The sequence below is a fragment of the Bacillus sp. TE9106W genome (genome assembly GCF_054062215.1).
Map to the genome: position 1 here is coordinate 39,280 of NZ_JBSSFA010000012.1, position 24,748 is coordinate 64,027.

Annotated in this window: 32 protein-coding genes and 2 pseudogenes; 15 read left to right on the top strand and 19 right to left on the bottom strand. The window is 34.5% G+C overall.

The genetic code is table 11. From position 1 onward, the window contains the following. Positions 1-7: 7 nt before the first annotated feature. Together ACVWY7_RS19855 and ACVWY7_RS19860 are read right to left on the bottom strand one after the other, a co-directional pair. Positions 8-913: a DMT family transporter gene (locus ACVWY7_RS19855; protein ID WP_073522238.1), complete on the bottom strand. Its 906-nt coding sequence runs from the start codon at positions 911-913 to the stop codon at positions 8-10. A 298-nt stretch (positions 914-1,211) separates the two neighbouring features. Beyond that, entirely contained in the window at positions 1,212-1,535 is a 324-nt protein-coding gene (locus ACVWY7_RS19860) for an iron-sulfur cluster biosynthesis family protein (protein ID WP_000289565.1), read from the bottom strand. Between the two features lie 123 nt (positions 1,536-1,658). Between ACVWY7_RS19860 and ACVWY7_RS19865 the strand changes: the two genes are divergently transcribed. Both ACVWY7_RS19865 and ACVWY7_RS19870 read left to right on the top strand, forming a co-directional pair. Then, positions 1,659-1,826 (top strand): hypothetical protein, encoded by a 168-nt coding sequence (locus ACVWY7_RS19865; protein ID WP_000916130.1) that lies wholly within the window; start codon positions 1,659-1,661, stop codon positions 1,824-1,826. 35 nt (positions 1,827-1,861) lie between these two features. Next, a complete protein-coding gene (locus ACVWY7_RS19870) occupies positions 1,862-2,782 on the top strand; it encodes a Nif3-like dinuclear metal center hexameric protein (protein WP_073522240.1) in 921 nt (306 codons plus the stop codon). Positions 2,783-2,803: 21 nt separating this feature from the next. Here ACVWY7_RS19870 and ACVWY7_RS19875 read toward each other — a convergent pair whose 3' ends face one another. Both ACVWY7_RS19875 and ACVWY7_RS19880 read right to left on the bottom strand, forming a co-directional pair. Then, positions 2,804-3,430: an HAD family hydrolase gene (locus tag ACVWY7_RS19875; RefSeq protein WP_000676031.1), complete on the bottom strand. Its 627-nt coding sequence runs from the start codon at positions 3,428-3,430 to the stop codon at positions 2,804-2,806. A 14-nt stretch (positions 3,431-3,444) separates the two neighbouring features. Then, positions 3,445-4,206 carry a DeoR/GlpR family DNA-binding transcription regulator gene (locus tag ACVWY7_RS19880; RefSeq protein ID WP_073522393.1) on the bottom strand — a complete coding sequence of 254 codons (762 nt, stop codon included), beginning with the start codon at positions 4,204-4,206 and terminating at the stop codon, positions 3,445-3,447. A 108-nt stretch (positions 4,207-4,314) separates the two neighbouring features. Between ACVWY7_RS19880 and ACVWY7_RS19885 the strand changes: the two genes are divergently transcribed. Further along, complete coding sequence (locus tag ACVWY7_RS19885; RefSeq protein WP_073522242.1) at positions 4,315-4,965, top strand: HAD family hydrolase; 651 nt, start codon at positions 4,315-4,317, stop codon at positions 4,963-4,965. A 25-nt stretch (positions 4,966-4,990) separates the two neighbouring features. Then, positions 4,991-5,167 (top strand): annotated as a pseudogene (locus ACVWY7_RS19890) (collagen-like protein); the annotation flags it as partial. Positions 5,168-5,244: 77 nt separating this feature from the next. Here the strand turns inward: ACVWY7_RS19890 and ACVWY7_RS19895 are convergent. Together ACVWY7_RS19895 and ACVWY7_RS19900 are read right to left on the bottom strand one after the other, a co-directional pair. Continuing rightward, positions 5,245-6,465, bottom strand: coding sequence for an ATP-binding protein (locus tag ACVWY7_RS19895; RefSeq protein WP_431175124.1), 1,221 nt, complete (start codon positions 6,463-6,465; stop codon positions 5,245-5,247). Then, on the bottom strand, positions 6,462-7,718 hold the full coding sequence (locus ACVWY7_RS19900) for an ATP-binding protein (protein WP_073522245.1): 1,257 nt from the start codon (positions 7,716-7,718) through the stop codon (positions 6,462-6,464). The genes ACVWY7_RS19895 and ACVWY7_RS19900 overlap by 4 nt, the downstream gene beginning before the upstream one ends. Positions 7,719-7,986: 268 nt before the next feature. Here ACVWY7_RS19900 and ACVWY7_RS19905 point away from each other — a divergent pair, with 268 nt between their 5' ends. Continuing rightward, on the top strand, positions 7,987-8,796 hold the full coding sequence (locus ACVWY7_RS19905) for an alpha/beta fold hydrolase (protein WP_000498288.1): 810 nt from the start codon (positions 7,987-7,989) through the stop codon (positions 8,794-8,796). 187 nt (positions 8,797-8,983) lie between these two features. Here the strand turns inward: ACVWY7_RS19905 and ACVWY7_RS19910 are convergent, their stop codons facing one another. The 3 genes from ACVWY7_RS19910 to ACVWY7_RS19920 form a co-directional block, all read right to left on the bottom strand. Next, complete coding sequence (locus tag ACVWY7_RS19910; protein WP_033682606.1) at positions 8,984-11,128, bottom strand: LTA synthase family protein; 2,145 nt, start codon at positions 11,126-11,128, stop codon at positions 8,984-8,986. 234 nt (positions 11,129-11,362) lie between these two features. Further along, positions 11,363-11,593, bottom strand: coding sequence for a hypothetical protein (locus ACVWY7_RS19915; protein WP_000227430.1), 231 nt, complete (start codon positions 11,591-11,593; stop codon positions 11,363-11,365). 11 nt (positions 11,594-11,604) lie between these two features. After that, positions 11,605-11,901, bottom strand: a complete 297-nt coding sequence (locus tag ACVWY7_RS19920; protein WP_000455573.1) for a DUF3986 family protein — start codon at positions 11,899-11,901, stop codon at positions 11,605-11,607. A 120-nt stretch (positions 11,902-12,021) separates the two neighbouring features. On the opposite strand from ACVWY7_RS19920, the gene ACVWY7_RS19925 reads away from it, so the two are divergent. From ACVWY7_RS19925 to ACVWY7_RS19935, 3 genes are read left to right on the top strand one after another with little or no spacing between them, the layout of a single operon-like run. Continuing rightward, positions 12,022-13,029, top strand: a complete 1,008-nt coding sequence (locus tag ACVWY7_RS19925; protein ID WP_000733220.1) for an ABC transporter substrate-binding protein — start codon at positions 12,022-12,024, stop codon at positions 13,027-13,029. An 11-nt stretch (positions 13,030-13,040) separates the two neighbouring features. Next, positions 13,041-13,805: an ABC transporter ATP-binding protein gene (locus ACVWY7_RS19930; RefSeq protein WP_000009045.1), complete on the top strand. Its 765-nt coding sequence runs from the start codon at positions 13,041-13,043 to the stop codon at positions 13,803-13,805. Further along, positions 13,798-14,604 carry an ABC transporter permease gene (locus tag ACVWY7_RS19935; protein WP_000368789.1) on the top strand — a complete coding sequence of 269 codons (807 nt, stop codon included), beginning with the start codon at positions 13,798-13,800 and terminating at the stop codon, positions 14,602-14,604. The genes ACVWY7_RS19930 and ACVWY7_RS19935 overlap by 8 nt, the downstream gene beginning before the upstream one ends. A 34-nt stretch (positions 14,605-14,638) precedes the next feature. Here the strand turns inward: ACVWY7_RS19935 and ACVWY7_RS19940 are convergent, their stop codons facing one another. Then, positions 14,639-14,866, bottom strand: a complete 228-nt coding sequence (locus ACVWY7_RS19940) for a hypothetical protein (RefSeq protein ID WP_000849109.1) — start codon at positions 14,864-14,866, stop codon at positions 14,639-14,641. Positions 14,867-15,080: 214 nt separating this feature from the next. Further along, positions 15,081-16,196, bottom strand: coding sequence for a recombinase family protein (locus ACVWY7_RS19945; RefSeq protein WP_456523940.1), 1,116 nt, complete (start codon positions 16,194-16,196; stop codon positions 15,081-15,083). Between the two features lie 94 nt (positions 16,197-16,290). On the opposite strand from ACVWY7_RS19945, the gene ACVWY7_RS19950 reads away from it, so the two are divergent. Then, positions 16,291-16,965, top strand: coding sequence for an HAD family hydrolase (locus tag ACVWY7_RS19950; protein ID WP_000617333.1), 675 nt, complete (start codon positions 16,291-16,293; stop codon positions 16,963-16,965). Between the two features lie 41 nt (positions 16,966-17,006). On the opposite strand, the gene ACVWY7_RS19955 is transcribed toward ACVWY7_RS19950, so the two are convergent. From ACVWY7_RS19955 to ACVWY7_RS19965, 3 genes are all read right to left on the bottom strand, one after another. Further along, complete coding sequence (locus ACVWY7_RS19955) at positions 17,007-17,543, bottom strand: DUF3267 domain-containing protein (RefSeq protein ID WP_000361297.1); 537 nt, start codon at positions 17,541-17,543, stop codon at positions 17,007-17,009. A gap of 110 nt (positions 17,544-17,653) precedes the next feature. After that, positions 17,654-18,133 carry an antimutator 8-oxo-(dGTP/GTP)ase gene (gene mutTA, locus ACVWY7_RS19960; RefSeq protein WP_000276388.1) on the bottom strand — a complete coding sequence of 160 codons (480 nt, stop codon included), beginning with the start codon at positions 18,131-18,133 and terminating at the stop codon, positions 17,654-17,656. A gap of 84 nt (positions 18,134-18,217) precedes the next feature. Continuing rightward, positions 18,218-18,535 carry a hypothetical protein gene (locus tag ACVWY7_RS19965; RefSeq protein WP_000435791.1) on the bottom strand — a complete coding sequence of 106 codons (318 nt, stop codon included), beginning with the start codon at positions 18,533-18,535 and terminating at the stop codon, positions 18,218-18,220. Between the two features lie 84 nt (positions 18,536-18,619). Between ACVWY7_RS19965 and ytzI the strand changes: the two genes are divergently transcribed. From ytzI to ACVWY7_RS19990, 5 genes and pseudogenes are all read left to right on the top strand, one after another. Further along, the gene (gene ytzI / locus ACVWY7_RS19970; protein ID WP_000472797.1) at positions 18,620-18,769 is read left to right on the top strand and encodes a YtzI protein; all 150 of its coding nucleotides are present in this window, start codon (positions 18,620-18,622) and stop codon (positions 18,767-18,769) included. Between the two features lies 1 nt (position 18,770). Then, complete coding sequence (locus ACVWY7_RS19975; RefSeq protein ID WP_000944448.1) at positions 18,771-19,001, top strand: DUF3953 domain-containing protein; 231 nt, start codon at positions 18,771-18,773, stop codon at positions 18,999-19,001. Between the two features lie 14 nt (positions 19,002-19,015). After that, complete coding sequence (locus tag ACVWY7_RS19980; RefSeq protein WP_000911977.1) at positions 19,016-19,246, top strand: YczI family protein; 231 nt, start codon at positions 19,016-19,018, stop codon at positions 19,244-19,246. Positions 19,247-19,564: 318 nt separating this feature from the next. Further along, positions 19,565-19,795 (top strand): annotated as a pseudogene (locus tag ACVWY7_RS19985) (hypothetical protein). Between the two features lie 224 nt (positions 19,796-20,019). Then, positions 20,020-21,374, top strand: a protein-coding gene (locus ACVWY7_RS19990; RefSeq protein ID WP_456523941.1) for an IS3 family transposase whose coding sequence is annotated in 2 segments (ribosomal slippage) — positions 20,020-20,473 and positions 20,473-21,374 — 1,356 coding nt in all. Because the reading frame shifts where the segments join, the coding sequence is not laid out codon by codon here. A 49-nt stretch (positions 21,375-21,423) separates the two neighbouring features. Here the strand turns inward: ACVWY7_RS19990 and ACVWY7_RS19995 are convergent. From ACVWY7_RS19995 to luxS, 4 genes are all read right to left on the bottom strand, one after another. Further along, positions 21,424-21,738, bottom strand: coding sequence for a DMT family transporter (locus ACVWY7_RS19995; protein WP_000312451.1), 315 nt, complete (start codon positions 21,736-21,738; stop codon positions 21,424-21,426). Position 21,739: 1 nt separating this feature from the next. Beyond that, entirely contained in the window at positions 21,740-22,435 is a 696-nt protein-coding gene (locus ACVWY7_RS20000; protein ID WP_000126253.1) for a DMT family transporter, read from the bottom strand. Further along, the gene (locus ACVWY7_RS20005; protein WP_000443118.1) at positions 22,432-23,196 is read right to left on the bottom strand and encodes a MerR family transcriptional regulator; all 765 of its coding nucleotides are present in this window, start codon (positions 23,194-23,196) and stop codon (positions 22,432-22,434) included. Before ACVWY7_RS20005 ends, ACVWY7_RS20000 begins: the two co-directional genes overlap by 4 nt. A gap of 123 nt (positions 23,197-23,319) precedes the next feature. Further along, the gene (gene luxS, locus ACVWY7_RS20010) at positions 23,320-23,793 is read right to left on the bottom strand and encodes an S-ribosylhomocysteine lyase LuxS (RefSeq protein ID WP_001141369.1); all 474 of its coding nucleotides are present in this window, start codon (positions 23,791-23,793) and stop codon (positions 23,320-23,322) included. 128 nt (positions 23,794-23,921) lie between these two features. Between luxS and yidD the strand changes: the two genes are divergently transcribed. Continuing rightward, complete coding sequence (yidD, locus tag ACVWY7_RS20015) at positions 23,922-24,158, top strand: membrane protein insertion efficiency factor YidD (protein WP_000809330.1); 237 nt, start codon at positions 23,922-23,924, stop codon at positions 24,156-24,158. Here yidD and ACVWY7_RS20020 read toward each other — a convergent pair. Next, entirely contained in the window at positions 24,155-24,718 is a 564-nt protein-coding gene (locus tag ACVWY7_RS20020) for a beta-class carbonic anhydrase (RefSeq protein WP_000838162.1), read from the bottom strand. The genes yidD and ACVWY7_RS20020 overlap by 4 nt on opposite strands. Positions 24,719-24,748: the final 30 nt, after the last annotated feature.

Sequence of the window (24,748 nt, forward strand, 5' to 3'; positions counted from 1 at the left end):
TGTTTTCCTATTTTGATATAGGTTCTCCTGCAGTAGAATGAATGTTTACTTTCTCCGATTTCACAAACCATAGACCGAAGAAAATAATAATTCCACCGATTATTTGTTGAAACGATACATATTCATCTGCCCATATAGCTGCAAATAAAACGGCAACAAGCGGCGTTATATACATATATACCATCGTATGTGACGCCCCAATTTTTTGAACGCCTACATACCACATCACTAAACCAAATACTGTTACAAAGAAAATAGAATATAGTAAAGCAAATAGGGTTATTCCATGTGTAATGTGAAATGGCATTGTAAATACATGTGGTCCACTTAATAATAAGAGCGGAATCGCGCCAACTAATGCTGACCATGCGGTAACACGTAATGCTGAATATTTTTTAATTAATGGACCAGCTAAAACAGGATAAAGCCCCCAGCATATTGATGTAATGAGTCCAATCCCATTCCCGTAAAAAGAACTAGCCAGTGAATGCCCTGCTACTAAAACTAAGGCTGCCCCACCAAAAGCAATGATAGAGCCGATAAGCTTTCTAGAAGAAAACTTTTCTTGTTTTAAGAAAATCGCAAATACAGTTGTAAAAATAGGTGAAATAGAAATGAGTAAAGAGGCATTTGTAGCGGATGTATATTTGACAGTTTCCATAAATAACGTTTGATACAGTACAATACCTACAACGCTAACGATAATTAATCTAGGTATATCTTTTCTCTCCATATAAACCGACTTTTCAATAAAAAATGTAAGGAGTAACATAAGCGGTGCCGCCGATATCATCCGAAGTGCAGTAAACTCAATTGCTGTAAATTCTAAAAGTCCATATTTCGCAATCGTAAAATTAATCCCCCAAATGATAACGACTGCTAAAATTAATAACTCAATTCCCCATTTTCTCATGCGTATCCCCTCCGCAAATAAAATTATACAGAAAATTCAATCATATGTACATTTCATTATGTGAAAAAATTTTTTTATTGTATGAAACGTTTTGGGGCATGAAATTATATCAGCGATTTTCTGAATATATCAGCGCAACTCTGATTATATCGGCGATTTTCAAAATATATCGGCGCAACTCGAATTATATCAGCGATTTTTTAAATATATCGACTTATCAACAAAAAACGACAATAATAGCGACTTATACAATAAAAAAGGTGGTTCCAAAATACGTTTTGGAACCACCTTTTCTTTACTACACTCGAACGTGTAACTTCATATTTGGATTATAAAATTGGCTCGGGCTCTTCAGCTGAAACGTCCCTCCACCTTCATGCCAATCAACTGTTAATTTATCATCCATAAATACAAGCTTTGTGCGATCTGCGATAAAATTCATTGTGCTAGATTCGATATCCACATCGCGCTCATCTTTTTCTGCTACAGCTACTAAATCGATAATTCCGCTCATTACACAACCGCAACCTTCATTATCGTAAAATAACTTTATATATTTCGCCTCATTTGGAATCGTATCCATAATTTTTTTATATGCTGCTTCTGTTACAGTAACGTACATATTCTAAACTTCATCCTCTCTTCTCGTATCCTTCATATATTGTACCACCATTTTTCTTTAAAAATATATACAGAAAATTACGAACAATATACAATGTATGTAGTAAAGGAGGTTGTATCACTCATGCTCAAATTACTGCGATACCCCATCTTCCTAGGTCTACTCGGTAGCTTTTTTATTTCTGGCGGTATGGTATTACAACATATACTTCCCTATTCTCCTTCTATTGGTTGGATTTTAGGTTTTATTTGTTTCCTAACCGCTTCTTATTTTGCTATGAAAAACAACTAATAGAAAAAGAATCAGTTCAAGGAGGATAATACAACATGCGAGCTTTAAAAGACATAGAACAATCACTCAATCATTTGTTCCAAATCGAAAAATATGGAAAAGATAGTGCCTTTAGTCGATTTATCCCATCTGTATATGATCCTATCCACTTTCCGTGGCAACAATTTTTCGAAGCCAATTTTATAGAGCTATTTAACGGTCTTATGATACGAGGAGCTGAAACTGTAAATAAAGTATTTTTAGCTGTTTTTCCTACAGATGACGTTCTTGAAACATTCATTTCACAATCCACATCTGGTGATTTACTTTTTATGCACCACCCACTTGTAATGGAATGCGGTGATCCGCTTGGAAAATCCGGTCGTGGTTTTATTCCAATACCTGAAAAATATTTACAAGCGATAAAAGAAAAACAACTTTCTATATATACATGTCACGGACCAATGGATGTTCATCAAACGCATGGAACGAGCATTTCAATTGCAAACTCTTTACATGCTCATGTAGTTGACGGCTTTGCATATGAAGGTCCAGGACAAGAGCCAGTTGGCCTTATTTGTGAAATAGATGAAACATCAACAGAAGCACTCCAAAAGCGTCTCAAAAATCTCTTCCATATTCCTTACACAGACTTCGAAGGTAAACAACATGATTCCCTCAAAAAGATTGCAATTATTGCGGGATGTGGTGATGTCGTTTCTCTCATGAAAGAAGCAGAAGCAAAAGGCGCTGAAGCATATATTACTGGGGAAATCCATTGCCATATCGACAATAACTACGGCAAACAGAAATACTCGCTCATTATGGATTACGTAAACGAAACGAATATGTCACTCATCGGTGTATCACACTCTGCCTCTGAATATTTAGTGAAAGAGACATTGATGTATGAGTGGTTTAAAGAGAATTTTGAAGTGGATGTTACTTTGGTTCCACAGGAAAAATGGTGGTTATAAATTTTTAAAGAGATAGCTAAATTAGCTATCTCTTTTTACTAAACTTAAAATTTCATGAGGCGTTTGAAAAATATAATCAGCCTCTTCGAATCCTTTCCTTGTCTTTGCTCCCCACAAGGCTAAACCAAATTTTGCTCCCGCTTGTTTTGCGCATTGTAAGTCATATACTGAGTCACCTATGTATATCGCTTCTTGTGCCTCTATATTCAATCTTTTTAGACATGTCACAAGTGGCTCTGGATGTGGTTTATGTTTCATTGTATCTTCCACACAAATAGAGTGTTCAAAATATGAATGTAATCCAAATGGCTGGAAATCATCGATAAACTCTTGACGGGTTTTTGAAGTCACAATACCTGTTCGAATCTTATATGAAGATACTATTTCAATCACTTCCGCAATTCCTTTAAATACTGTAATTTCATTCTTAAAATCTGCCATATTACGTATCCATTTCTCATGAACTGCTTTCATATTTTCCACACCAATTTCTTGTAACGCAGCCATACCAGGAATACCTAATGCAAAATGTAGCTTTTCTAATGAATAATTCATCCCTTCATCTCGCAACGTTCTCTGTAATGAATATAAAACTGCTTTTTCCGTATCTAACATCGTTCCGTCAATATCAAATATAATCCCCTTCATTTTTACCTCCCCCTTTACTTCACTCCAACGATTAGCTCAATTCCATATTCTTTCACTACTCGTTCTAAATCGCCAGGAATAACATCATTCGTAATAATTGTATCTATCGATTCTAATGACAGCGCCTTAAAGTTTTGACGTTGATTCATTTTTGTCTCATCAGCAAGTAAAAACACTTCATTTGTTTGTTTAACAATTTGACGCTTAAAATGAATATCTTCCTCATACGCATAATAGACACCATCTTCTGTAAGACCGGGTGATCCAATAAAAACCTTATCAAAATGATAATCTTTTAGTTTCTCCATTGCAGAAAAACCCGTCATATAACGTGAGTGTTTATTTAATTCTCCACCTAAAATATGAATATTTACATTCTCCATATCCATTAAATGATTTACTGTATCAATTGAATTTGTAACAACCGTTATGTTACTTGCTGTCAAAAATGAAGCCATACAGTTAACAGTTGTTGAAACATCAAGATAAATCACTTCATTATCTCCTACAAAAGAAGCAGCTCGCTTTCCAATAGATACCTTATATTCAATTTCTTTTTCCTCACGATTTACATAATCCGATATTTTATGGTGGAAAGATGATAAAGCTACACCACCATGGGTTCGTACTATTGTTGTTTCATTTGTTAACTTTACAATATCTCTTCTTGCTGTATCTCTGGAGACTTGAAATAGCTCACACATTATCTTCAAACTCATCGTCCTATGTTCATTCAAATACTCCATTATTTTTATTAAACGTTCCTCTTGATTCATACTCTCACCCATTTTTATTTACTTTTAAGCACTTTTAAGTTATTTTAAGTATATCATAACAAAAACCATTAAATAAGCCTTAAAATAACTTAAAACAGGAGTAAGAAAATGCTACGTACAATTATTTTTGATTTTGATGGCACACTAGCTGATACTTTACCTTTATGTTATTACTCGTTTCAAAACGTTTTTTGGCAATTTGATAATAAAGAAATTACTGAAGTAGAGATTCTTTCTATGTTTGGTCCAAGTGAAGTTGGTATTATTCATGAGAACTTACTCTCTGAAGAAAAAGAAGTAGCAGTTGAAAGATACTATGAATGTTATGAAGAAAAGCATCATGATTACGTAGAGCGAAATCATGAAATAGTAAACCTTTTAATACATTTAAAAAAACAAGGGTTTCAGTTAGCTATCGTAACTGGAAAAGCAAGAAGAAGCCTGGATATTTCTCTAAAAGCATTAGGATTAGTTTCTTTCTTCGACTGTATAGTAGCTGGAGATGATGTAATGAAGCCAAAACCTGATCCTGAAGGTATTCTTCTTGTATTAAATACATTACATGTAAATGCAAACGAAGCAATTTTTATTGGGGATAGTGATGCTGACATACTTGCTGGAAAACAGGCAGATGTACGAACGATTGGCGTACAATGGTTACCAAACTATCAATCTGCTACATTTACTGTGCAACCAGATTATTTTATTAAGAAAACAGATGATTTTCTCATCTCATTAAATACTACATTTTCAAAATAAGTAGTCTACTACTGACAAAATTACTGGATTGGGGCAAATTCAAGTATTTAATCCTACTTCATCTGTGGGTCCTGCTACTGTAACTTGGACTAGCATTACAACTGGAAACCCAGTTTCAAGAGAAGATGCTATATCCCTTTATATTACCCCTTGGATTCCTGCCAGTGCTGTATATTCTATTTTTCTAATCACTGATCTATAACCCACCCTTAAAACAATTCATTCCACAAACAGGGAGATCACTCTCAACTAAGTGATCTCCCTTTTAAAAATACCTTTTTATTGTATCGGCAACATAACCTTCACCGTCGTTCCAACCCCAACTTCACTTTCAAAACTCATTTTACCGTTGTGATCTTTAATAATTTTTTCCGTAACTACTAAACCTAAACCTGTTCCCGTTTCTTTCGTTGTGTAAAAGGCTTCGTTTAACTTCGGAATTTTGTCTTTTGGAATGCCGCAACCCTCATCCTTCACTTGAATAATGATTGCATCTTCTACAGTCACTTTAATCGTAATCGTTCCGCCAACTGACATTGCTTCAATCGCATTTTTAATTAAATTAAAAAATACTTGTTTTAATCGTTTTTCATCACATGTAATCGATGGTATGTCTTTACTATAAATACCTTGTATGTGCACGCCTTGATTTAATGCAGGCTTCCCCATAACTCGAATAACATAAGCGATAATTTCTTCTATATTATGAACTTCTGATTCTATTGATTTAGATTTCTCAAATCCACTAAGTTCTGTAGCGATTATATGAATTCGTTCTACTTCTTGTTTCATAATATCACTATATATTTTATCCTCTGGATATTTAATTGCTTGTTTATTCACAAATTTATCCAAATTAGCTAAAGGTCTTTTAATTTTGTAACCAATAACTGTAGCCATTTTCCCAACAGTTGCTAGCTTTTCTGTTTGTTGTATTTCTTTATCCATCATCTCAAGCGTGCGAACGTAAGAGTGAAATCTTAAAAACATAATCCAACATATGATAGTAAATACGCTATATAATGCCATCGGGATTAAAACGAGTGACGAGTGAATGATGATTCCTGTAAGAGCGTATTTTCCAATAAGTATGCTCGGAACTAACCAAAAATATCTTTTATTCACAAAGAGTGGGGCAAATAAAATAAAAAATCCTTCTACTATATTCCCACCATCAAACTCAGCATCACTACCATAGTAAATCATAAAATTATGGATAAAATCTAATAGATTATATCCAATTAGTATAATATATTTCACTACAAATGGATTCTTCCATTTCATAAAGTATATTCCAGTGCAAAATAGGACCACCATCAGAAAATAAAGCCATAAACCTAAACCATCTTCAAATTGTCCTACTCCTTCTTGCTCTCCTCCTATTAAAGGTACAATAAATTCGTAGGCAAGATCGTATACAAAAAATATAATGAAAAATAAACTTAAAAATATTTTTAGCGCCTTCATTTCTTCATTTTTAAATATACCGTCTTTATTCATATGGTAACTCCTAGCTTTTCTCCCACTTGGATTTCACTATTTCCACGTTGTTTCGGGAGAATGATATCTATTCTAGTTCCAATATCTCTTTCACTTGAAATATGTAATTCACCAAGATGCTGCTCCGTAACAAGCCGATTCGCTACCGTAAGTCCCAAACCAATCTTATCTTGTTTCGTTGTATAAAAGGCTTCTGTAACACGAGCCAAATTTTCTTTCTTAATACCGTAACCATTATCAATTACACTTAACATTACATAATCTTGTCCTTTATTTTCTAACCGTAACTCTAATGTGCCACCTTGCTCCATTGCCTCCAGAGCATTTTTTATGACATATAGAAAAACTCCTCGCATTTTCCGCTCATCACATTCAACTTCTATTATCTTTTCTTCGATATTAGAAATAAGCTGGACACTACATTCATTCATTTTTTCTCGAAGAATTGCTACTGCTTGTAATACAATTTCACCTATATTATGTTTCTTATAAATAGAAGGTTTACATGTAGCAACTTCCATCAATTCACTTATCATATTATTCATATTTTCTATTTCAAAAATCATCTGTTTGTAAATAGGGTCCTCCCCATGCTTCTCTCGTTGTAATTGCGTAAACCCTTTTAAGGACGCAAGTGGATTTTTAATTTCGTGTCCTACTGTCGCTGCCATTTTTCCGATTACTGCTAATTTTTGTGATTCACTAGCAATCTTAATACTTTCCTTTACCGCTGAAAGGTATTGTATAAATCGACTTAAAATAATGTATGCCGCTATTAATACGAGTGTATACATAATGAGGAACATAAATCCTTTTACTTCCTTTAATACAAATAAATAAATCACATATTTCCCTACAATAGTTGAAAGTACAAACACAAAATATTTTTTATTTAAAAATATAGGTACAAAGAAGATGAGAATAATTTCTATTATATTCACCCCATCAAATGCCGCCTCATTATAAAGCATATACGAAAGTATATTAGCAATTTCTATTCCTAAGTATGCAAATACACATGCATATTTAACGAAATTCGCTTTCTCTTTTTTTATTAAATATACATTCACACCGAGTATTGCAGTTCCGCAAATAACTTGCCATAGTATGCTATATCCCTTATCTGTTAGTGATTTATTCTCTAATACAATTGCATAGAAAATTTGGTATGAAACAACAATGACATATAGCACCCACAAAAGGATTTTTGCATTCCTTTCTTCTTCTTTATATGATAGAAAACTGTCTTTCACTTCAACACCCCTTCAAAAAACATCTCGAAGTAATACCATTTATTATAATAAATGATTTTCTTAGACAAACAAAGAGAAATCGAACATTTGAGGTAAATCATTCCAACGGCACAATGTTTTCAAGCTATATACAATCATAAAAATGATAAACAATAATACGTATATTATGTGGGAGAGATTTTATATAAGCGGCAAAGAATAAAGGAAATCCTGTTGTCTTAATAGAACAAAACCCTACGCTCCTGGCGTATGAATAGGAGGATCATTCATGTTTGTTACCGTCGAGAAAGATGTGCATATTTTTGTGCAAGATGTTAATCCCGGTCCCGGTAGTAAAACTGTGTTCTTCGTCCATGGTTGGCCTTTAAATCATCAAATGTACCAGTATCAGCTCAACGTGTTACCACAGCACGGTTTCCGCTGCATCGCTATGGATATACGCGGAAATGGGCAATCTGATAAACCATGGACTGGTTACACATACGATCGTTTAGCAGACGATATCGCCATCGTTTTAGAAGCACTTCAAGTCGAAAATGCTACATTAGTTGGTTTCTCAGTAGGTGGTGCTCTTTCTATTCGGTACATGTCTCGCTATAATGGTCATCGCATTTCTAAACTTGTATTAGTCGATGCCGTTTCCCCTTCTTTCGTTAAAAATCAAGAATCTCCCTATGGTGTCCCAAAAGAACAAGCAGATACTCTCATTAATCAAATGTATGCCAATATGCCTAAATTTTTAAATGATGTATCTTTATCATTTTTTAATAGAAACTTAGGATCTGCTACGTTAGAATGGTTTTCTTATCTCGGTATGCAGTCTGCTTCCTATGCTCTCATCAAAATATTGCAAGCAGCCGCAAATGAAGATGTAACGAAAGATTTAAGTAAAATTAACGTACCAACAAAAATATTCCACGGTATTCACGATCAACTTATCCCATACAAAAGCGCTGAACTTACGCAAAAGCGCATTAAAAATTCTCAGTTACATCCTCTTACAAATAGTGGTCACGGCTCCCCAATCGATCAAGCGGATGAATTAAACGAAGAACTTATAAAGTTTTTGCATTCATAAAAGACGTACTACAAGTTTTTACAAAGATAAAATTCACATATTTCTCACAAATCAATTAATAAAACAATTACATTTTCATTTATACTAAATGTACAGGTAATACTCCCTAAACCCAGCTTGTCTGGTTACCCCGTTAAATACTATAAAAAAAAGAACTTGTATCGTTATACAAGTTCTTTTTGTTTTTCTATTTAAAAAGTATCTCTTTACTATACTGCTTTCCAGCAAGTAAATCATATTGAAGCATTTTATATTGCTCTAACATTTCTTTTTGTTCTTTCGTTAAATCTGTTATCTCTTCCCCATCTTTATTAACCTTTAACTCATCTCTAAGAACGGGTATTTCTTTATGCATTTTTGATAAAAATTGATAAAATGGTGATTGGTTTAACCCTGCATAATCAAAAACAAGACTAGAGAAATAAATTGGGCTTACTAAACCTAAATTGTCATTTGGCAAATCGAAATTCGCATACATTAACAATGGTGTTTCTGACATAATTAATCTTTCTCTTACCGTCTCTTCATTTTCTATATATCCTGCTTCTTTATAAATAGATTTATTAGTTCCTAACATAGGTAAATGATCTCCAAAGAAGACTAATAAAGTAGGCCTGTCTAACTCATCAAGCTGCTCTACTAAATATTGCAGAGCTTCATCCGACAGTCTTACACCTTCTGTATATGCTTCTAATTCTGCCTTCGATTCCTCTTCTGTTAATCCACTAATTTCTATTTTGTTTTCCCCAAACATATTTGGTGTATAGGGAAAATGATTTTGCATCGTCACCGCATGAATAAATGTAGGTTGTTTTCTCTTTTTTAATTCATCTACTATTTCTTTACTCATAGATAAATCACCAATATTATCTCCAACTACTTCTTTATTTTTCATCGTGTCTTCTGCATTAAAATTATCAAATCCCAATGTTTTATATACATCGTCACGTTTATAAAACGATCGATTGAAAGCATGGATTGCACTTGCATAATACCCTTGTTTTTTCAATTCACTCGCAACAGATGGAATTTCTTTCTGACTTGGAATCGCTTGTTGATACGGTATAGAACCTGGCATTAATAGACTCATCGAGTAACTCGTTAATGCTTCAAACTCTGTATTCGCTGTATTTCCTCCAAATGTAGGAGCTATCGTTTGTCCTCCTGGAAAATTCTCTGTATAACGATGTAAATTTGGCACTGGATCTTCGCTAAATGAAAGATTCGTTAATTTCGTCGGATCCCAAAAAGCTTCACTCATAATAAATATAATGTTTGGCTTCTCTACTTTTGTTTGTGCTTTTACTTTACCGCTATATTGTTTTTCTATATCCTTTGCAATTTGCTGCATATTTTCTTTTGAATATCCCTCTGGCTCTTTAATAACTGTCGTATCTAAATTACTTAAAAATCCAATAATAAAACCATTCGCTTTATAATTTGCAGCTTGATTCCATGCACGAATATCTACTCCACCTTTTATAAATAAATCATTCATAAAGGTAGTAGGATAATTACTGTATCCATACAACATAAACCCAGATCCACATATTAAAATAACCCTCATAATAATATGTGATTTTATAACTGGAATATACTTTCGTATATACGTAACTACAAGCACAATCAAAACAATGCCAACGATTGTCAGGAACATATTCCAAAAACTGAAATAATCCATAACCATCGGTATAACGGAATCCATATGACCAACCTGTGTGAAATCAGACGGATAGAATGGCTCTCCTCTAAAAATAAGCTTAAAATGGTTCACCATCATAAAAATAATTAAAACTAAGCTAGTTATCGTTGTACTTAAGAAAACTCTTCCAAACAAATTATATGCAAAAACGTATACCATATAAATAAATAACAGACTTAATATATACTGCCCATATTGTAAATACACCCATGTATTTACTACTATAAGATTCATATCCTCCTGCACGATGATATACATCCAATTCATTGTATGAGCGATTAAAAATAATACGACATACACTCGAATAGCCGGCCTAAGCTTATGGCTGATACCTTTATTCAAATGAATGATGTATAGTAGTGCACTCCACAAAACAATAATGAGTATACTTAGCGGTATTTTCTCATTAAAAAAATCTTTCGTTTTCTCAAATTCGAAAGACCTTAATATAACAAAGAATAGCGTTTCTAAACAGATCGCCCACATTCCACTAAGAATGATAGAAATTAATAGATTCTTTCTCGGTTGCTGAGTAGAGAAACTAAAATGAAATTCATCTCTTCTTCGTCGCTGTGTAAAAACATTAAAACGCAATTTATTCCCTCTTTCCTTTACCCCTTCGTCTCGCATCAACAAACATATTGTCATATACAAAATAACATATTTGTATACAGTTAGTCTCCCTATGTGTTTGTATTATACACATATACCCTTAATTTCCCCTTAAAAAATACAACTTCTTCATCTCTTCTATATTCTAGTAGCATAATAAATGAACTATGCTTCATAAAAATATTACCATAAGAAAAGAACCTACCAACAACGACAGGTTCTCCTTCATTTTAACAGACATGGACATATTTATCATATAAGAGAATACATCCATGCTTTCCATATAATACATACAAGTATGATAACTACAAAATCAAAAAAATCTAATCTCGGACCCTTTTTCATATTCATCTCGAGCCACATATGAATCCATTTTATTTTTGTATATTTTTGAATGTTTTTCTTTGCAAACCGGTAAACGAGTACTTGCATAATAAAAAATCCGACTACAAAAATGAACAAGAAAATGAGAAAATCAACCACAAAATTCCTCCCTATTTTTGCAGTGATTTTTCTACTATATGATTTCTCAAAACCCACTCTTCAAATTGAGCACTTCCAAATTCCCAACTAAGATCACGAGCATGTACAGAAAAAACGTAATGGCCAGCATATTCGTCCATAAATCTACCCGTCTCGATTCCATCTTTCTGAAGACCATATGCTCCAAAGTTAAAATACACATCCCACACGTCTTCATTCTTCCTTTTATAAGCAATCGATTCCATATCACATTCTGTTCCGAAATAATCAAGATGTAAATGTACGCTATCATCGTATTCGTACTCCATTTTATCACCCCTTATATTTGTACTTCTTTATCCCCGAAAAAATTCCTCCTATCTACACTCACATATAGGCACTTACCTACATATCATGCTTGTAGAGTGACTTCTAGGAGGTGTTATACAGTGAAAAAATTAATAGCTGTTTTTTGCATCATGTTACTAACTGTTTTTACATTTGCTGCTTGCAGTAGTAAAAAAGAAGGTACGAAAGAACAAACTCAAAACATTCGCATCGGCGAAGTTACCCACTCTCTCTTCTATGCCCCGTTATATGTCGGGATTGAAAAAGGATTTTTTAAAGATGAAGGGTTAAATGTTGACCTACAAACAACAGCTGGCGGAGATAAAACGATGACTGCCCTATTATCTGGCGGTATTGATATCGCCCTCGTCGGTTCTGAAACGTCCATTTACGTTCATCAACAAGGAGCAAAAGATCCTATCATTAACTTCGCACAACTTACACAAACAGATGGAACATTTTTAGTTTCGCGTAAAAAATTAGATTCTTTTAATTGGAATGACGTAAAAGGTGTTACGTTTTTAGGACAGCGTAAAGGCGGTATGCCGCAAATGGTTGGAGAATACGTTTTAAAGAAAAATGGCATTGATCCTCACAAAGATACAAACTTAATTCAAAACATTGAATTTGCTAACATTGCAAATGCCTACGCATCTGGTACGGGGGAATTTGTCCAGCTCTTTGAACCGACTGCAAGTATATTCGAAAAAGAAGGAAAAGGTTATATCGTCGCTTCGTTCGGAAATGAATCTGGTACTGTTCCTTATACCTCTTTCATGGCAAAAGAAAGTTTTCTGAAAAAGGATAAAGTTGCTGCTGAAAAATTCACACGAGCGCTCTATAAAGCACAACAATGGGTTGATACTCACAGTCCAGAAGAGATTGCTGATGCCGTTTCTCCGTTATTTAAAGACACTTCAAAAGACATTACAGTAAAAGTAATTGAACGGTATAAAAAGCAACATTCTTATGCGACAAATCCGCTATTAGATGCTGAAGAATGGAAACAGCTCCAAACGATTATGAAAGAAGCTGGCGAATTACAAAAAGAAGTTCCATATGAAGCGCTCGTCAATACAAAAATTGCCGAGAGCGTTATTAAGAAATAGAGGCGAATTGTATGAGCTTTTTACAAATACGTAACGTTTCTCACTGCTTTTTCGCAAAAGAGAATGCCAAGCTGATTCTCGAAGATATGAGTTTACAAGTGGAAGAAGGCGAATTCATTTCTATACTCGGTCCAAGTGGTTGCGGCAAAACGACACTCCTCTCCATTATTGCCGGGCTGCTTGATCCAATTGAAGGTATCGTCTTTTTAGATGGTGAGCCCATTACAACGAAAACTTCATCTATGGGGTATATGTTGCAGCAAGACTACTTGTTTCCTTGGAAGACAATTGAAGAAAATATTATGCTCGGACTTCATATCCGAAAAATTTACGATGAACAGACGAAAGAACATACTTTACAGCTTTTAAAGCAAGTCGGTCTACATGATGTAGAGCAGCAATACCCTCGTGAACTATCCGGTGGTATGCGTCAACGTGCCGCCCTCGTTCGAACGTTAGCGACCGACCCAAAAATTTTATTGCTAGATGAACCTTTTTCGGCGCTCGATTATCAAACGAAATTGAAACTAGAAGATCTCGTTTTCAGCTTACTACGCAAATATAAGAAAACTTCACTACTCGTAACACATGATATTGAAGAAGCAATTGCGATGAGTGATCGTATTTATTTACTACAAGCGAATCCCGGGAAAATTGCAAAAACATTTATCGTCCCAGAAAGTATCCGTTCCTTATCACCGTTAGAATCACGCCACCATCATGACTTCCCATCCCTCTTCCAAAATATATGGAAGGAGCTGGAGCGCCTTGGATAATATAAAGCAACTACATGAACAGTTTCGGAAAAAAGAACGCAGGCGCGCATGGTTAGCACGCTCTTTGCAGCTTTTACTGCTCATTCTTTTCTTTGCACTATGGGAAATAGCTAGCAAAAAAGAGTGGATTGATCCTTTACTCTTTAGCTCTCCTTCAAGCATTTGGGATCTCTTCCTTAGTAAATGGATGGACGGTTCGCTTTGGGTCCACATATGGACGACATTACTTGAAACGGGGGTAGGCTTCATTCTTGGAACAGTGCTCGGAGCTATTATTGCTACTTTCCTTTGGTGGATACCCCTTCTCGCTCGCGTACTTGATCCATATCTCGTCGTCCTAAACGCCATGCCAAAAGTGGCACTTGGGCCGATTATCATTGTAATCTTCGGTCCAAATATTTCTTCGTCAATTGCAATGGGAGTAATCATTTCCATCATCATTACCATTCTCGTTATTTACAGCGCATTCCAAGAAGTCGATTCTAACTATATAAAAGTGATGGACACATTTGGCGCAAATAAATGGCAATGTTATAAGCAAGTAGTTCTCCCTGCATCTTTCCCTGCCATTATTTCAACGTTAAAAGTGAACGTCGGTTTATCATGGGTCGGAGTTATATTCGGCGAACTTCTCGTCTCTAAACAAGGTCTTGGCTACTTAATTAGCTACGGGTTCCAAGTATTTAATTTCACGCTTGTCTTACTGAGTGTACTACTCACCTGTGTCCTCGCAACACTGATGTATGTGTTTGTTGAGGCATTTGAAAAACTTCTAATTGGAAAACGAAAAAAAAGCTGACTTAGGGCGATAGACTATAGTCAGCTTTTTTCTTTTACTTTTTATCACACATCTTTGTTTCATTTTTAACGTTTCCATCCGCAACCGTAACTGTATGGAAACAATCTTTCACACGTACTGTAACGACATTATCTTTTCGATCTATCACATGATAATCATTAAACTTTTTATCCAATGCACTACGAATTTGCTCCCCTTCAAAAATCGGAAAACCGTGAGACATTACCCAAATGAGACCAGCAACAGCAAGAATCGTTTTCATACGTTTCATTACCTCCTCTAGAGTAAACTTATAGCCCCTATAACACGCGCATTATAATTGTGTCTAAATTGTGACATTTTTATACTAATTCTATTTTATAGTGATAGTTCCTTCTTCTTTTTAATAAAAAGACAGAATTTTCAATTTTATCAACATAAAAAACGCAAAGAACTAAAATTCTTTACGTTTTCTTAACTAACATATATAACTCACATTAGTTTCCACTTTGTTGTTCTACCGCTTTCGAAATATCATATAATCCCCACAACACTTCCGCTCTCATTTTTACAAGCTCAGGGAATTGATAGAAAAAGGCGATTTTTTTATATTTTAACTCCGTTCCTTCTTTCACCTTTTTTGAGTCTTGTAAAATAAACGCTGTAAACGTATCTGCAATATCTTCCGCTACATTTGTCGTTCCATACTGTGAGACAAACTCATCATGCTTTTCTTTAAAAAATTCAATTTGCGTTTCTTCACTTTCTTCTACTTTCTTTTCTGTCCACTCCTGCTCAATAGACTTCCAGAAAGAATTATAAAATTGATTAATATAAGAGTTTTCCTTCGCACATCCCTCTTGTAAGAAAAGATTTCCACATTTATTTCGGTACGTTGAAATATCTTTATCCTCTTCAAAATCCTTTATATAGTTTTCATCTACTGGTATTTGCTTATGCCCGAGCGTCAACACATGAGCCGTCTCATGAATTAATGTTTTCATCACTTCATCGATATTTACCGCAGAATCAAGCGTATCTAAGCTAAGAGTCCAGTCTTTCGGATTCTCTATACTAGGCATAACGTGAGCAACAACACCGTCATAACCATCCGTTATTAAATCAAATTCTGTTATATTCCCGCGATATTTAGCTGGAATGAGCGTGCGATACATATCCCACAAGTCTTCATGATACCCTCTATCTTGACGTTGTTGCAGTACTTCTTCTTTCGCTTCTTTATCTTCAGCAAATACTTTATTTAAACGTTTCCGTTCTATTTTTTCAAAATAAGGATCTACAATTTCATCACCATCAATATAATAAGAAGCTAAAAAGAAATAACTTTCATCATCATCTTCTTTTTTCTGCTCTGCCTCTTTCATATCCGCACTTTCATGCTCTTCTATATCATAATCTTCTACTGCTTCAAGCTCAGATAATCCATCTATTTTTTCATATACTTTTTGAAGTTTCTTATCTCCTATTTCTACGCATTCTTCTTCTGTTTTACAAATTCCTTTTTCTTTCACACTCTTCATAGAACTTTCGCATCCCGCCATTAAACCCATTGCGACGATAACCCCTACTAACTTACCATACAGTCTCTTCATACAATCCTCCATTATTCCATTCTACAAAAATATCATAATCATTTTTTAACGAATATGCGATAATGAATTATAAAAAAATGTAAGGAGGTTTCCTATGATTCGGGCAGTCTTATTCGACTTAGATGGAACATTATTAGACCGGCGCCAATCTTTAGAACAATTTATTTATGATCAATATAATCGTTTTGCCTCGTACTTAATGAACATAGAAAAATCCGAGTATTGTTCTCGGTTTCTTGAACTCGATAATAATGGCTATACGTGGAAAGACAAAGTATATGCTATTCTCCTTTCCGAATACAACATTACTACTTTAACACCAGAGCAACTGTTGCACGACTACATTACTAACTTTCAACATCATTGTATTCCTTTCAAAAACATGCACGAATTACTTCAGCGTTTAACACAACAAAATATTAAAATTGGCATTATAACAAACGGCTTTACTGATTTTCAAATGAACAATCTTCGTGCACTAAACATACATACGTATACAAACACAATTCTCGTTTCAGAAGCGGAAGGGATAAAAAAACCACATCCTGAAATTTTCGAACGAGCTTTAAAAAAGCTAGATGTAAAGGCAGAAGAATGTCTTTACGTTGGGGATCATCCTGAAAATGATGTACTTGGTTCTGAACAAGTAGGTATTCTTGGTATGTGGAAGAGAGATTCATTTTGGGGTGACTTTAATCATTTACGTGTGGTGGATGATTTGTTGGAGGTGCTTTCGTTTTTAGAGGTGGAGACAAAAACAAGACAATAGTAAAAGGAGGCTTCGTTTCCCGAACGCCTCCTCTTCCTTTATTACTCATATACTGTAAACTGCGGTTTACTCGGATGATCTTGAACTAGTGCATCATCTGGAAACTTTGAAACTTTTTGATATAAGGCAATGTCACCCATGCAACCTGCTGTTAGTAGAATTCCTAAAAATGAGATTGATGGCATATTCGTAGCTAACCCAATTACAATTGGCAAAATTCCAGTCGGTAAAAACGGAAGCATTAACACTTTCTTCATTTGCTTTACTGTAATTTCCTGTTTAGAATGAGCATATGCAACACCTAATTTCCAATTGACGCCCCATTTTAGTTCACTCCACGGAACTCCTCCGATATAACGAAATCCTATTAAATGTATCGCTTCATGAATACAAACGAGAACAAGCAGCGTGATAATAAAAAGAAGCATAATTGGTAATGTAATTTCCAATTGAACCTCACCTGAAAGAAATGCATGTAAAAAACTAATTCCAATCGCTAGAGCGAATATTATAAGAAATGCATAGATATTTAATTTAACCATCGAAACAGTAACAGTCGTTTCTTTTCTTTTATCCATCTTCCTCCCCCTAAAATGTAAATATATCTTTACAAAAATTGTATAATATATCCGAAATTACATAAAGATATATTTACATTTATTCTTATACAAAAAAGAAACCGGCCACTTTACTTCGTAAAACAGCCGATTTCTTCTATATGTTTCATCGTACGCGCCAATACATCGTCGCGCATTATAAAGCTAAATTTTCTATCTGTTTTAATGTTATCAGGAATGTTTTTTAATAAAACAGACCCTTTCGTTTCTTCGTAATGCGTATGTTGTTCTACCGCACTAATTGTTGCAAAATAAATGTTTTTAATGATTATTTTGTCTTTTCCAGATACTTTATATTGTCCTAAGTAAGTTAAATCAGAAACTATGCCGCCGGTTTCTTCATGAACCTCTCGAACTGCCGCTTCCTCCGGTGTTTCCCCTAGTTCTACTTTTCCACCTGGAAATTCAAGACCGCGACGTAAATGATGCGTTAATAACCATTGATCCCCGTACCGGCATACAACCCAAACATGCTTTGGCTCAGGAGAAAATGGATAACGTTCAAACGATAATTGTACAGTGTTGTGGTAATAATCTTTAAATTTGTACATGCCATTACTCCCCTATTGATGGTTACAAGTTTTTCCTACCACAAATTGTAGCATATTCTCGCTTTTCTGCATAATATTATCCAATTATAATCCATTGATTATTCCCATTTGCGCGACTAATTCTTTCGTCTCATGATTTCCTAAATCGTAAATCATTTTATATGCTTTTTGTAGTTGTTCATCATATCGGTCATTATTTGAATCGTGATGATATTCAACAAATGGAACGTGGGAGCGTACAAATGAACCTAAATCCTCTACATATGCTTGATCGAAGTACTCTCTTAATTCCGTAATTTCCTCATCATTTGCGGAAATCTCAAAATTATACGTATCCGCTGTCTTCACTTGTGAAATTTGACCGTTTCCTATTGATATATAATATATTTTTTTCTGCTCCATGTAACACCCTTCTTTCATCCTTTTAATTTCTATTGTTTTCATCAATTACAAAATTATGTAAAATAAAGAAAAGGAGGGAGTTTTATGTTTAAAATATTAATTATCGGTATTATCATCGTCCTAGTCATATTAGTACTCTCTGTCATGACGATTAATAAAGGCTACGCCTATAAACATTCTGTTGATAAACTAGAAGATAACCCTTACTCAAAAAATAATAAGGAGGACTCATAGTATGCTTCGTATACTTCGCATCGCAATCGCACTCACTGTGATAATTGCGTCGGTAATTGGGCTCTATACAGGTCAAAATAACTTTCTACCACTTTCACAATTTCTATTAGGAACTTTAATGTTTCTCATTGCAATTGAACAAATAAAGAAAAAAGATTCAGGGACAGGATTTATTTGTATTGCTGCTGGAACTTTCAGTTGGATTGTTCTCATCAGTAGCTATATACATTAAAAGGGGGGACATGCATGCTAAAAGGACTGCGGATTACTTTATCACTTATTGCTTTATCTATAGCAGCCTATAGTTTTATCAGTAACAACAAAGAACTTATGCCTTACCTATTCATTTTCTTAGGATTAATGGCTTTCACTATAGGACTAGGAGAAATAAAACAAGACAGAAAATCTAGTGGCATACTTGCTTTTCTCGCTGGATCTGGTGCTTTATTTCTTAGCTTCTCAGAACTATTCCGATAAATAGTCTATTTAAAAGGAGGTTATATAACGCTAACCGGATTACGGATTGTTTTAGGACTTCTCACGCTTCTCATAGTCTCGCTTTGCACTTATGCTCTTATTACCGATAATTTCACACTTCTCCCCTACACGCAATTCATCCTTAGTTGTAGCTTTATTCTTCTAGGAATTAACGAATTGCAATCCGGACGAAAATCAATGAGTATTCCGTTTTTTTTCGTTTCTAGTCTTATATTCTTCTTTTTAATATCGAGCTACTTTCGCTACATATAGAATGAAACTCCAATCAATTTAGCATTATTTTCTTTCTACTAAGGAGTGCTAAAGTGCATAACCATCGTTTTTATTACTTTAATTCTATGTTTATACAGCACCTTTACAATGAACTTTCAAATCTTTTCACCTATCATTTTGTTCCTCTTTAGTTTATATGGCATTTTAGTAGGAATTGAGACGATTCAAAAACAATAAAAACAAATTGGAGCCATTAGCATCGGTTTAAGTCTTTTTACGATTGTTTTTGTTATTCCATTTATAATGTTCTTTTAAAGGAGGATTATATGTTTAAAAACATTCGAATTATAATAGCTACTATCGCTCTTATTCTCACCCTATTTAGCTTCTTCGCAAATATCTCTATGCTTTTACCATACGTTTTTATCCTTTTTAGTATTATGTTTATCCTTTTTGGAATCGATGAAATAAAAGAGCGGCAAAATGAACTGCACCCCAATTGTTAGACACAGTCTAACAATTGGAGGTGCAGTTTTTCTATGGCTAAATTTACAGCTGATGAGAAAATACAAATCGTTTTACGTTATTTGCACGGAAATGAAAGTTATCGAGAAATCGGTAAAGCAATCGGTATAAGCAGCACAATCATTTTGAATTGGGTAAACCAATATAAACAGAATGGTGTGGAAGCTTTTCTAAAACGGTGTACAAATTACACACAACAATTTAAACTAGACGTACTAAACTTTATGATTGAAAACGGTATGTCCTTATTTGAGACGGCAGCTATCTTTAACATTCCTGCCCCTTCAACGATTTCTGTTTGGAGAAAACAACTCAAAACACAAGGAATTGATGCCCTTCAATCTAAGAAAAAGAGGCGTCCATCCATGAAAAAAGATTCAAATAAACAATTAAAACAAGCGTTAGCTGAAGGGTCAGTTGAGGCACTTGAAGCACGTATTAAACAGCTTGAAATGGAAAATGAGTACTTAAAAAAGTTGAATGCCTTAGTTCAAAACAAGGAAAAATTACGAAACAAGACAAAGCGCAAGTAGTCTATGAATTAAGGCATAAATATTCGGTGAAGGCACTCGTGAAGCTAGCTACTATTCCACGAAGCACGTATTATGATTTAGTAAAGAAAATGCATCGTCCAGATGTAGATGCCGATTTGAAAGCCGAGATTAAAGCGATTTATGAGGAAAATGAAGGTCGTTATGGTTACCGTCGCATTCGTGATGAATTAACGAATCGTGGTCAGAAAGTGAATCACAAGAAGGTTCAACGCATTATGAAAGAACTTGGATTAAAGTGTGTTGTGCATATGAAGAAATATAAATCCTATAAAGGAAAAGTTGGTAGAATTGCACCAAATATTTTAGAGCGTAATTTCTACACAGATGCCCCGAATCAAAAATGGGTAACGGACATCACAGAGTTTAAATTGTTTGGAGAGAAACTGTATGTATCACCTGTATTAGACTTGTATAATGGTGAAATTATTACCTATACAATTGGTTCTAGACCAACGTATTCACTTGTTTCAGAGATGTTAAAGAAAGCATTAGAACGTTTACCTGAAGCCCACCAGCTACTAATGCATTCGGATCAAGGATGGTATTATCAAATGGGACAGTACGTCCGTACACTTAAATCAAGGGGTATCGTACAGAGTATGTCTCGAAAAGGAAACTGTTACGACAATGCAGTAATAGAGAATTTCTTTTGGATTATGAAGTCGGAATTCCTCTACATGAAAGAATTTGAAAGTGTAGAACATTTTAAAATAGAATTAGAAAAATATATAGATTATTATAATACGAAACGGATTAAGGCAAAATTAAAAATGAGTCCGGTACAATACCGAACTCACTTTTATCAAGCTGCCTAATGAAATAACTGTGTCTAACTTTTAGGGATCACTTCAGTTTTGCTCTTCTTTAACTCACCATTTTCAATCCAATAATCGTCCCCATAATCCCAACGATACAAACAATCCGAAAAGCATTTTTCGGTTCTTGAAAAAATAAAATACCGACAACCGCTGCCCCGAGTGTCCCAATTCCAGTCCAAACTGCATATGCAATTGATAATTGAATTTCTTGAAGCGCCATCGTTAAAAATTGAAAACTAATAATAAATCCACCTATTAAAATAATATTATTCGTCCAATTATTATCTTTCGCTACTTTTTTTATACCAATTACACCGACAACTTCAAAGAGCCCGGCTATAATTAAATACATCCACGCCATTTTATTTCACCTCTCCCTTGTCGCCACTAAATTTCAATCCGATAATAAATAATGCTAATAAACAAACAAGGAAAATTTTAATAAACGAGAATGGCTCTTTAAAATATAAAATATCTACTACTATCGTTCCTACTGTACCAATTCCAGTAAATACTGCATATGCCGTTCCAATTGGAATTCTTTTAGTTGCTTCAATTAATAGATGAAAACTCACTAAAATTGCAATAAGTGTCAAAATACTCATCGAATTTGTTTTTAATCCTGTTGCCCAATATATTTCGATTAAGCCTCCAAATACTAAATATAGCCACGCTCTATTTGTACTAATCTCTTTTTTCTTGTTCACTTCTTCTTTTATCTCTTGTCGTGTTTCTTGTTTTGAAGAACTACGTTTCTTTTTCGGAAAAAGAATGTAAGACATCGCCCATATAAAATGAATCATAAGTATCGATGTCCAAACATTTACAATCGTATTAACAGTTTCATTTTGATAAAAGCCGATGTGTTTATTTAAAATCCATTCTTTCATATGAAGGATATAAGATCCACTTGGTAACTCTTGGGCTGGTACAAGCCCTATTACAAAAATAAATAGTAGCTGTGCAAGAATGAAAATGCCCGCATGTTTATAAAAGTATCGCCGCTCTAATCGTGCATGCTCCTTTCCATACAGCTTCTCTTTTTGCATAGCTGTCATTTATCTTCCTCCTTTTTCAAATAATACTCTACCATTTCATCTATATACTTCATTGTTACCGAATCAAGTCCATATACTTTTGCAATCTCTCCCTCTTCAGGTCTAATTAATTCCCAATACTTATTTATTAATTGTTCATCTTCTTGGAACACATGCATAGAAAAAGTCACTACTTTCCCCGCTAATTGTTGAACTTCTGGTGAATCTACTGGTTCATTTATACGCTCGCGAATTTCTCTTAATACTTGCAGCCACTCTTGCGTTCTTTTATCGTTTTCTTCAAATGTTGGTAACCCCTGAATAATCTGCTGCTCTTCCTCATTAAAATACCTTTTCCAAAATTTCTCCCTCTGATTAATTCCCTGTACGGATTTTATAAATAACATTAGATCTTCTGTTCTAAGCTCTCCTGTTAATTCAATGGAATGAAATGTTGTATATAGTAGCTTTTCTAAATCCTGTAACCTTTTTACTTCCCATTGTATCGTTTGAATTTCATTTTGAATCGCACTTTTCCATCTTTCTTCTTCTGAAATCCCCTTTTTTTCTTTTAATACTTCTTTTATTTCTGAAAGCTTAAAACCAAGCTTTTTAAAAGTTGTAATTTGCTGCAATGTAATTACATCATCTTTTGAATAGTAGCGATATCCTGAATCAGCAACATAAGACGGTTTTAACAATCCAATTTCCTCATAATATCTAAGTGTTCTCGTCGTTACATTCGTTTCTTTTGAAATTTCACCAATGCTATACCTCTCCATCATTTCCTCCCTTTACTTTATTTACCTCTACTATAAACTTTGACGTATACGGTAAAGTCAATACTCTTCATACATACATTTCTACAAATAAAAAAACTGCCCTTTCACAGGCAGTTTTTCTTCCTATCCAAACACTTTCTCAAGTTCATCTTTATCTTGGCTTAACCAGAAGTTCATTAAGCGTTTTGCTCCTTCTAAATCGTGAAGTTTCGCTTGACCACATTGTGTTTCATTTGCAGCTGGAATTTCTGTAATTTGAACCGCATCTTTTAATGTTAATTCTAATAAATCAATGATTTCTCGAACTGTCGGTGTTCCGCTTACTACAAGGTAGTATCCTGTTTGGCAGCCCATTGGTGAAATATCGATAATATCAAAATGCGGATAACGATCAATATATTTACGTAAATTAAATGCTAATAAATGTTCTAACGTATGAATAACATCTGGTTTCATTGCTTGTTTATTCGGTTGGCAAAAACGAATATCAAATTTATTTACAATACCGTCACTACCTACATTGTGAACTCCGCAATGCCTTACATAAGGTGCCTTTACAATCGTATGATCTAATTCAAAGCTTTCTACTGATGGCATACAACATCTCTCCCGCTTTTAATTTAATTCCGTTATATCCAATATGATATAACGGAAATGCACATTAGTAAAGTATTATGTACAGTCGTGCTATAATACTTTAAGAATATGCCGAAAAGGAGACCATTATGAAACAGATTTTTATTGGGATTATACGCTTTTATCAAAAGTTCATTTCTCCGATGACACCGCCAACCTGCCGTTTTTATCCGACTTGTTCTCATTACGGATTAGAGGCGTTTCAAAAGCATGGCGCATTCAAAGGCTTTTGGCTTACTTGTAAGCGTATATTAAAATGTCACCCTTTCCACCCAGGAGGATTTGATCCTGTCCCAGATAAAAAGGATGACAAAGTAAATTCTTAATTGTCGTAACCATTCACAACTAAATCTAATTTTCCTGTATCAGGATCGATAACAAGACCGTGAACAGGTACTTCTTCCGGAAGTAACGGGTGGTTGCGAAGTACTGATACGCTATGTTCTACACTTTCTTCCACACTAGAGAAACCGCGTAAGAATCGTTCTAAATCGATTCCAGAATAACGAAGCATATCTAATTTCTCTTCTGTTATACCGCGCTCTTTCATTTTCTCAATTGTACTGCTCGCTTGAATTTTTGCCATGCCACAATCGTGGTGACCAACTACACATACTTCATCAGCGCCGAGTTCATATACAGCGACTAAAATACTACGCATAATACTTCCAAACGGATGTGAAATAACAGCACCTGCTACTTTAATAATTTTCACATCGCCGTTACGCATATTCATCGCTTTCGGCAATAGTTCAACAAGTCTTGTATCCATACAAGAAATAATTACCATCTTTTTGTTTGGAAATTTCCCCGCTACAAACTCTTCATACTTTTTCTCTTCAACAAATTTCTCATTGTATTGCAAAATCTCTTCTAATGACTTCATAGTAAAAGGCCCTCTTTTCTCTCATTTACA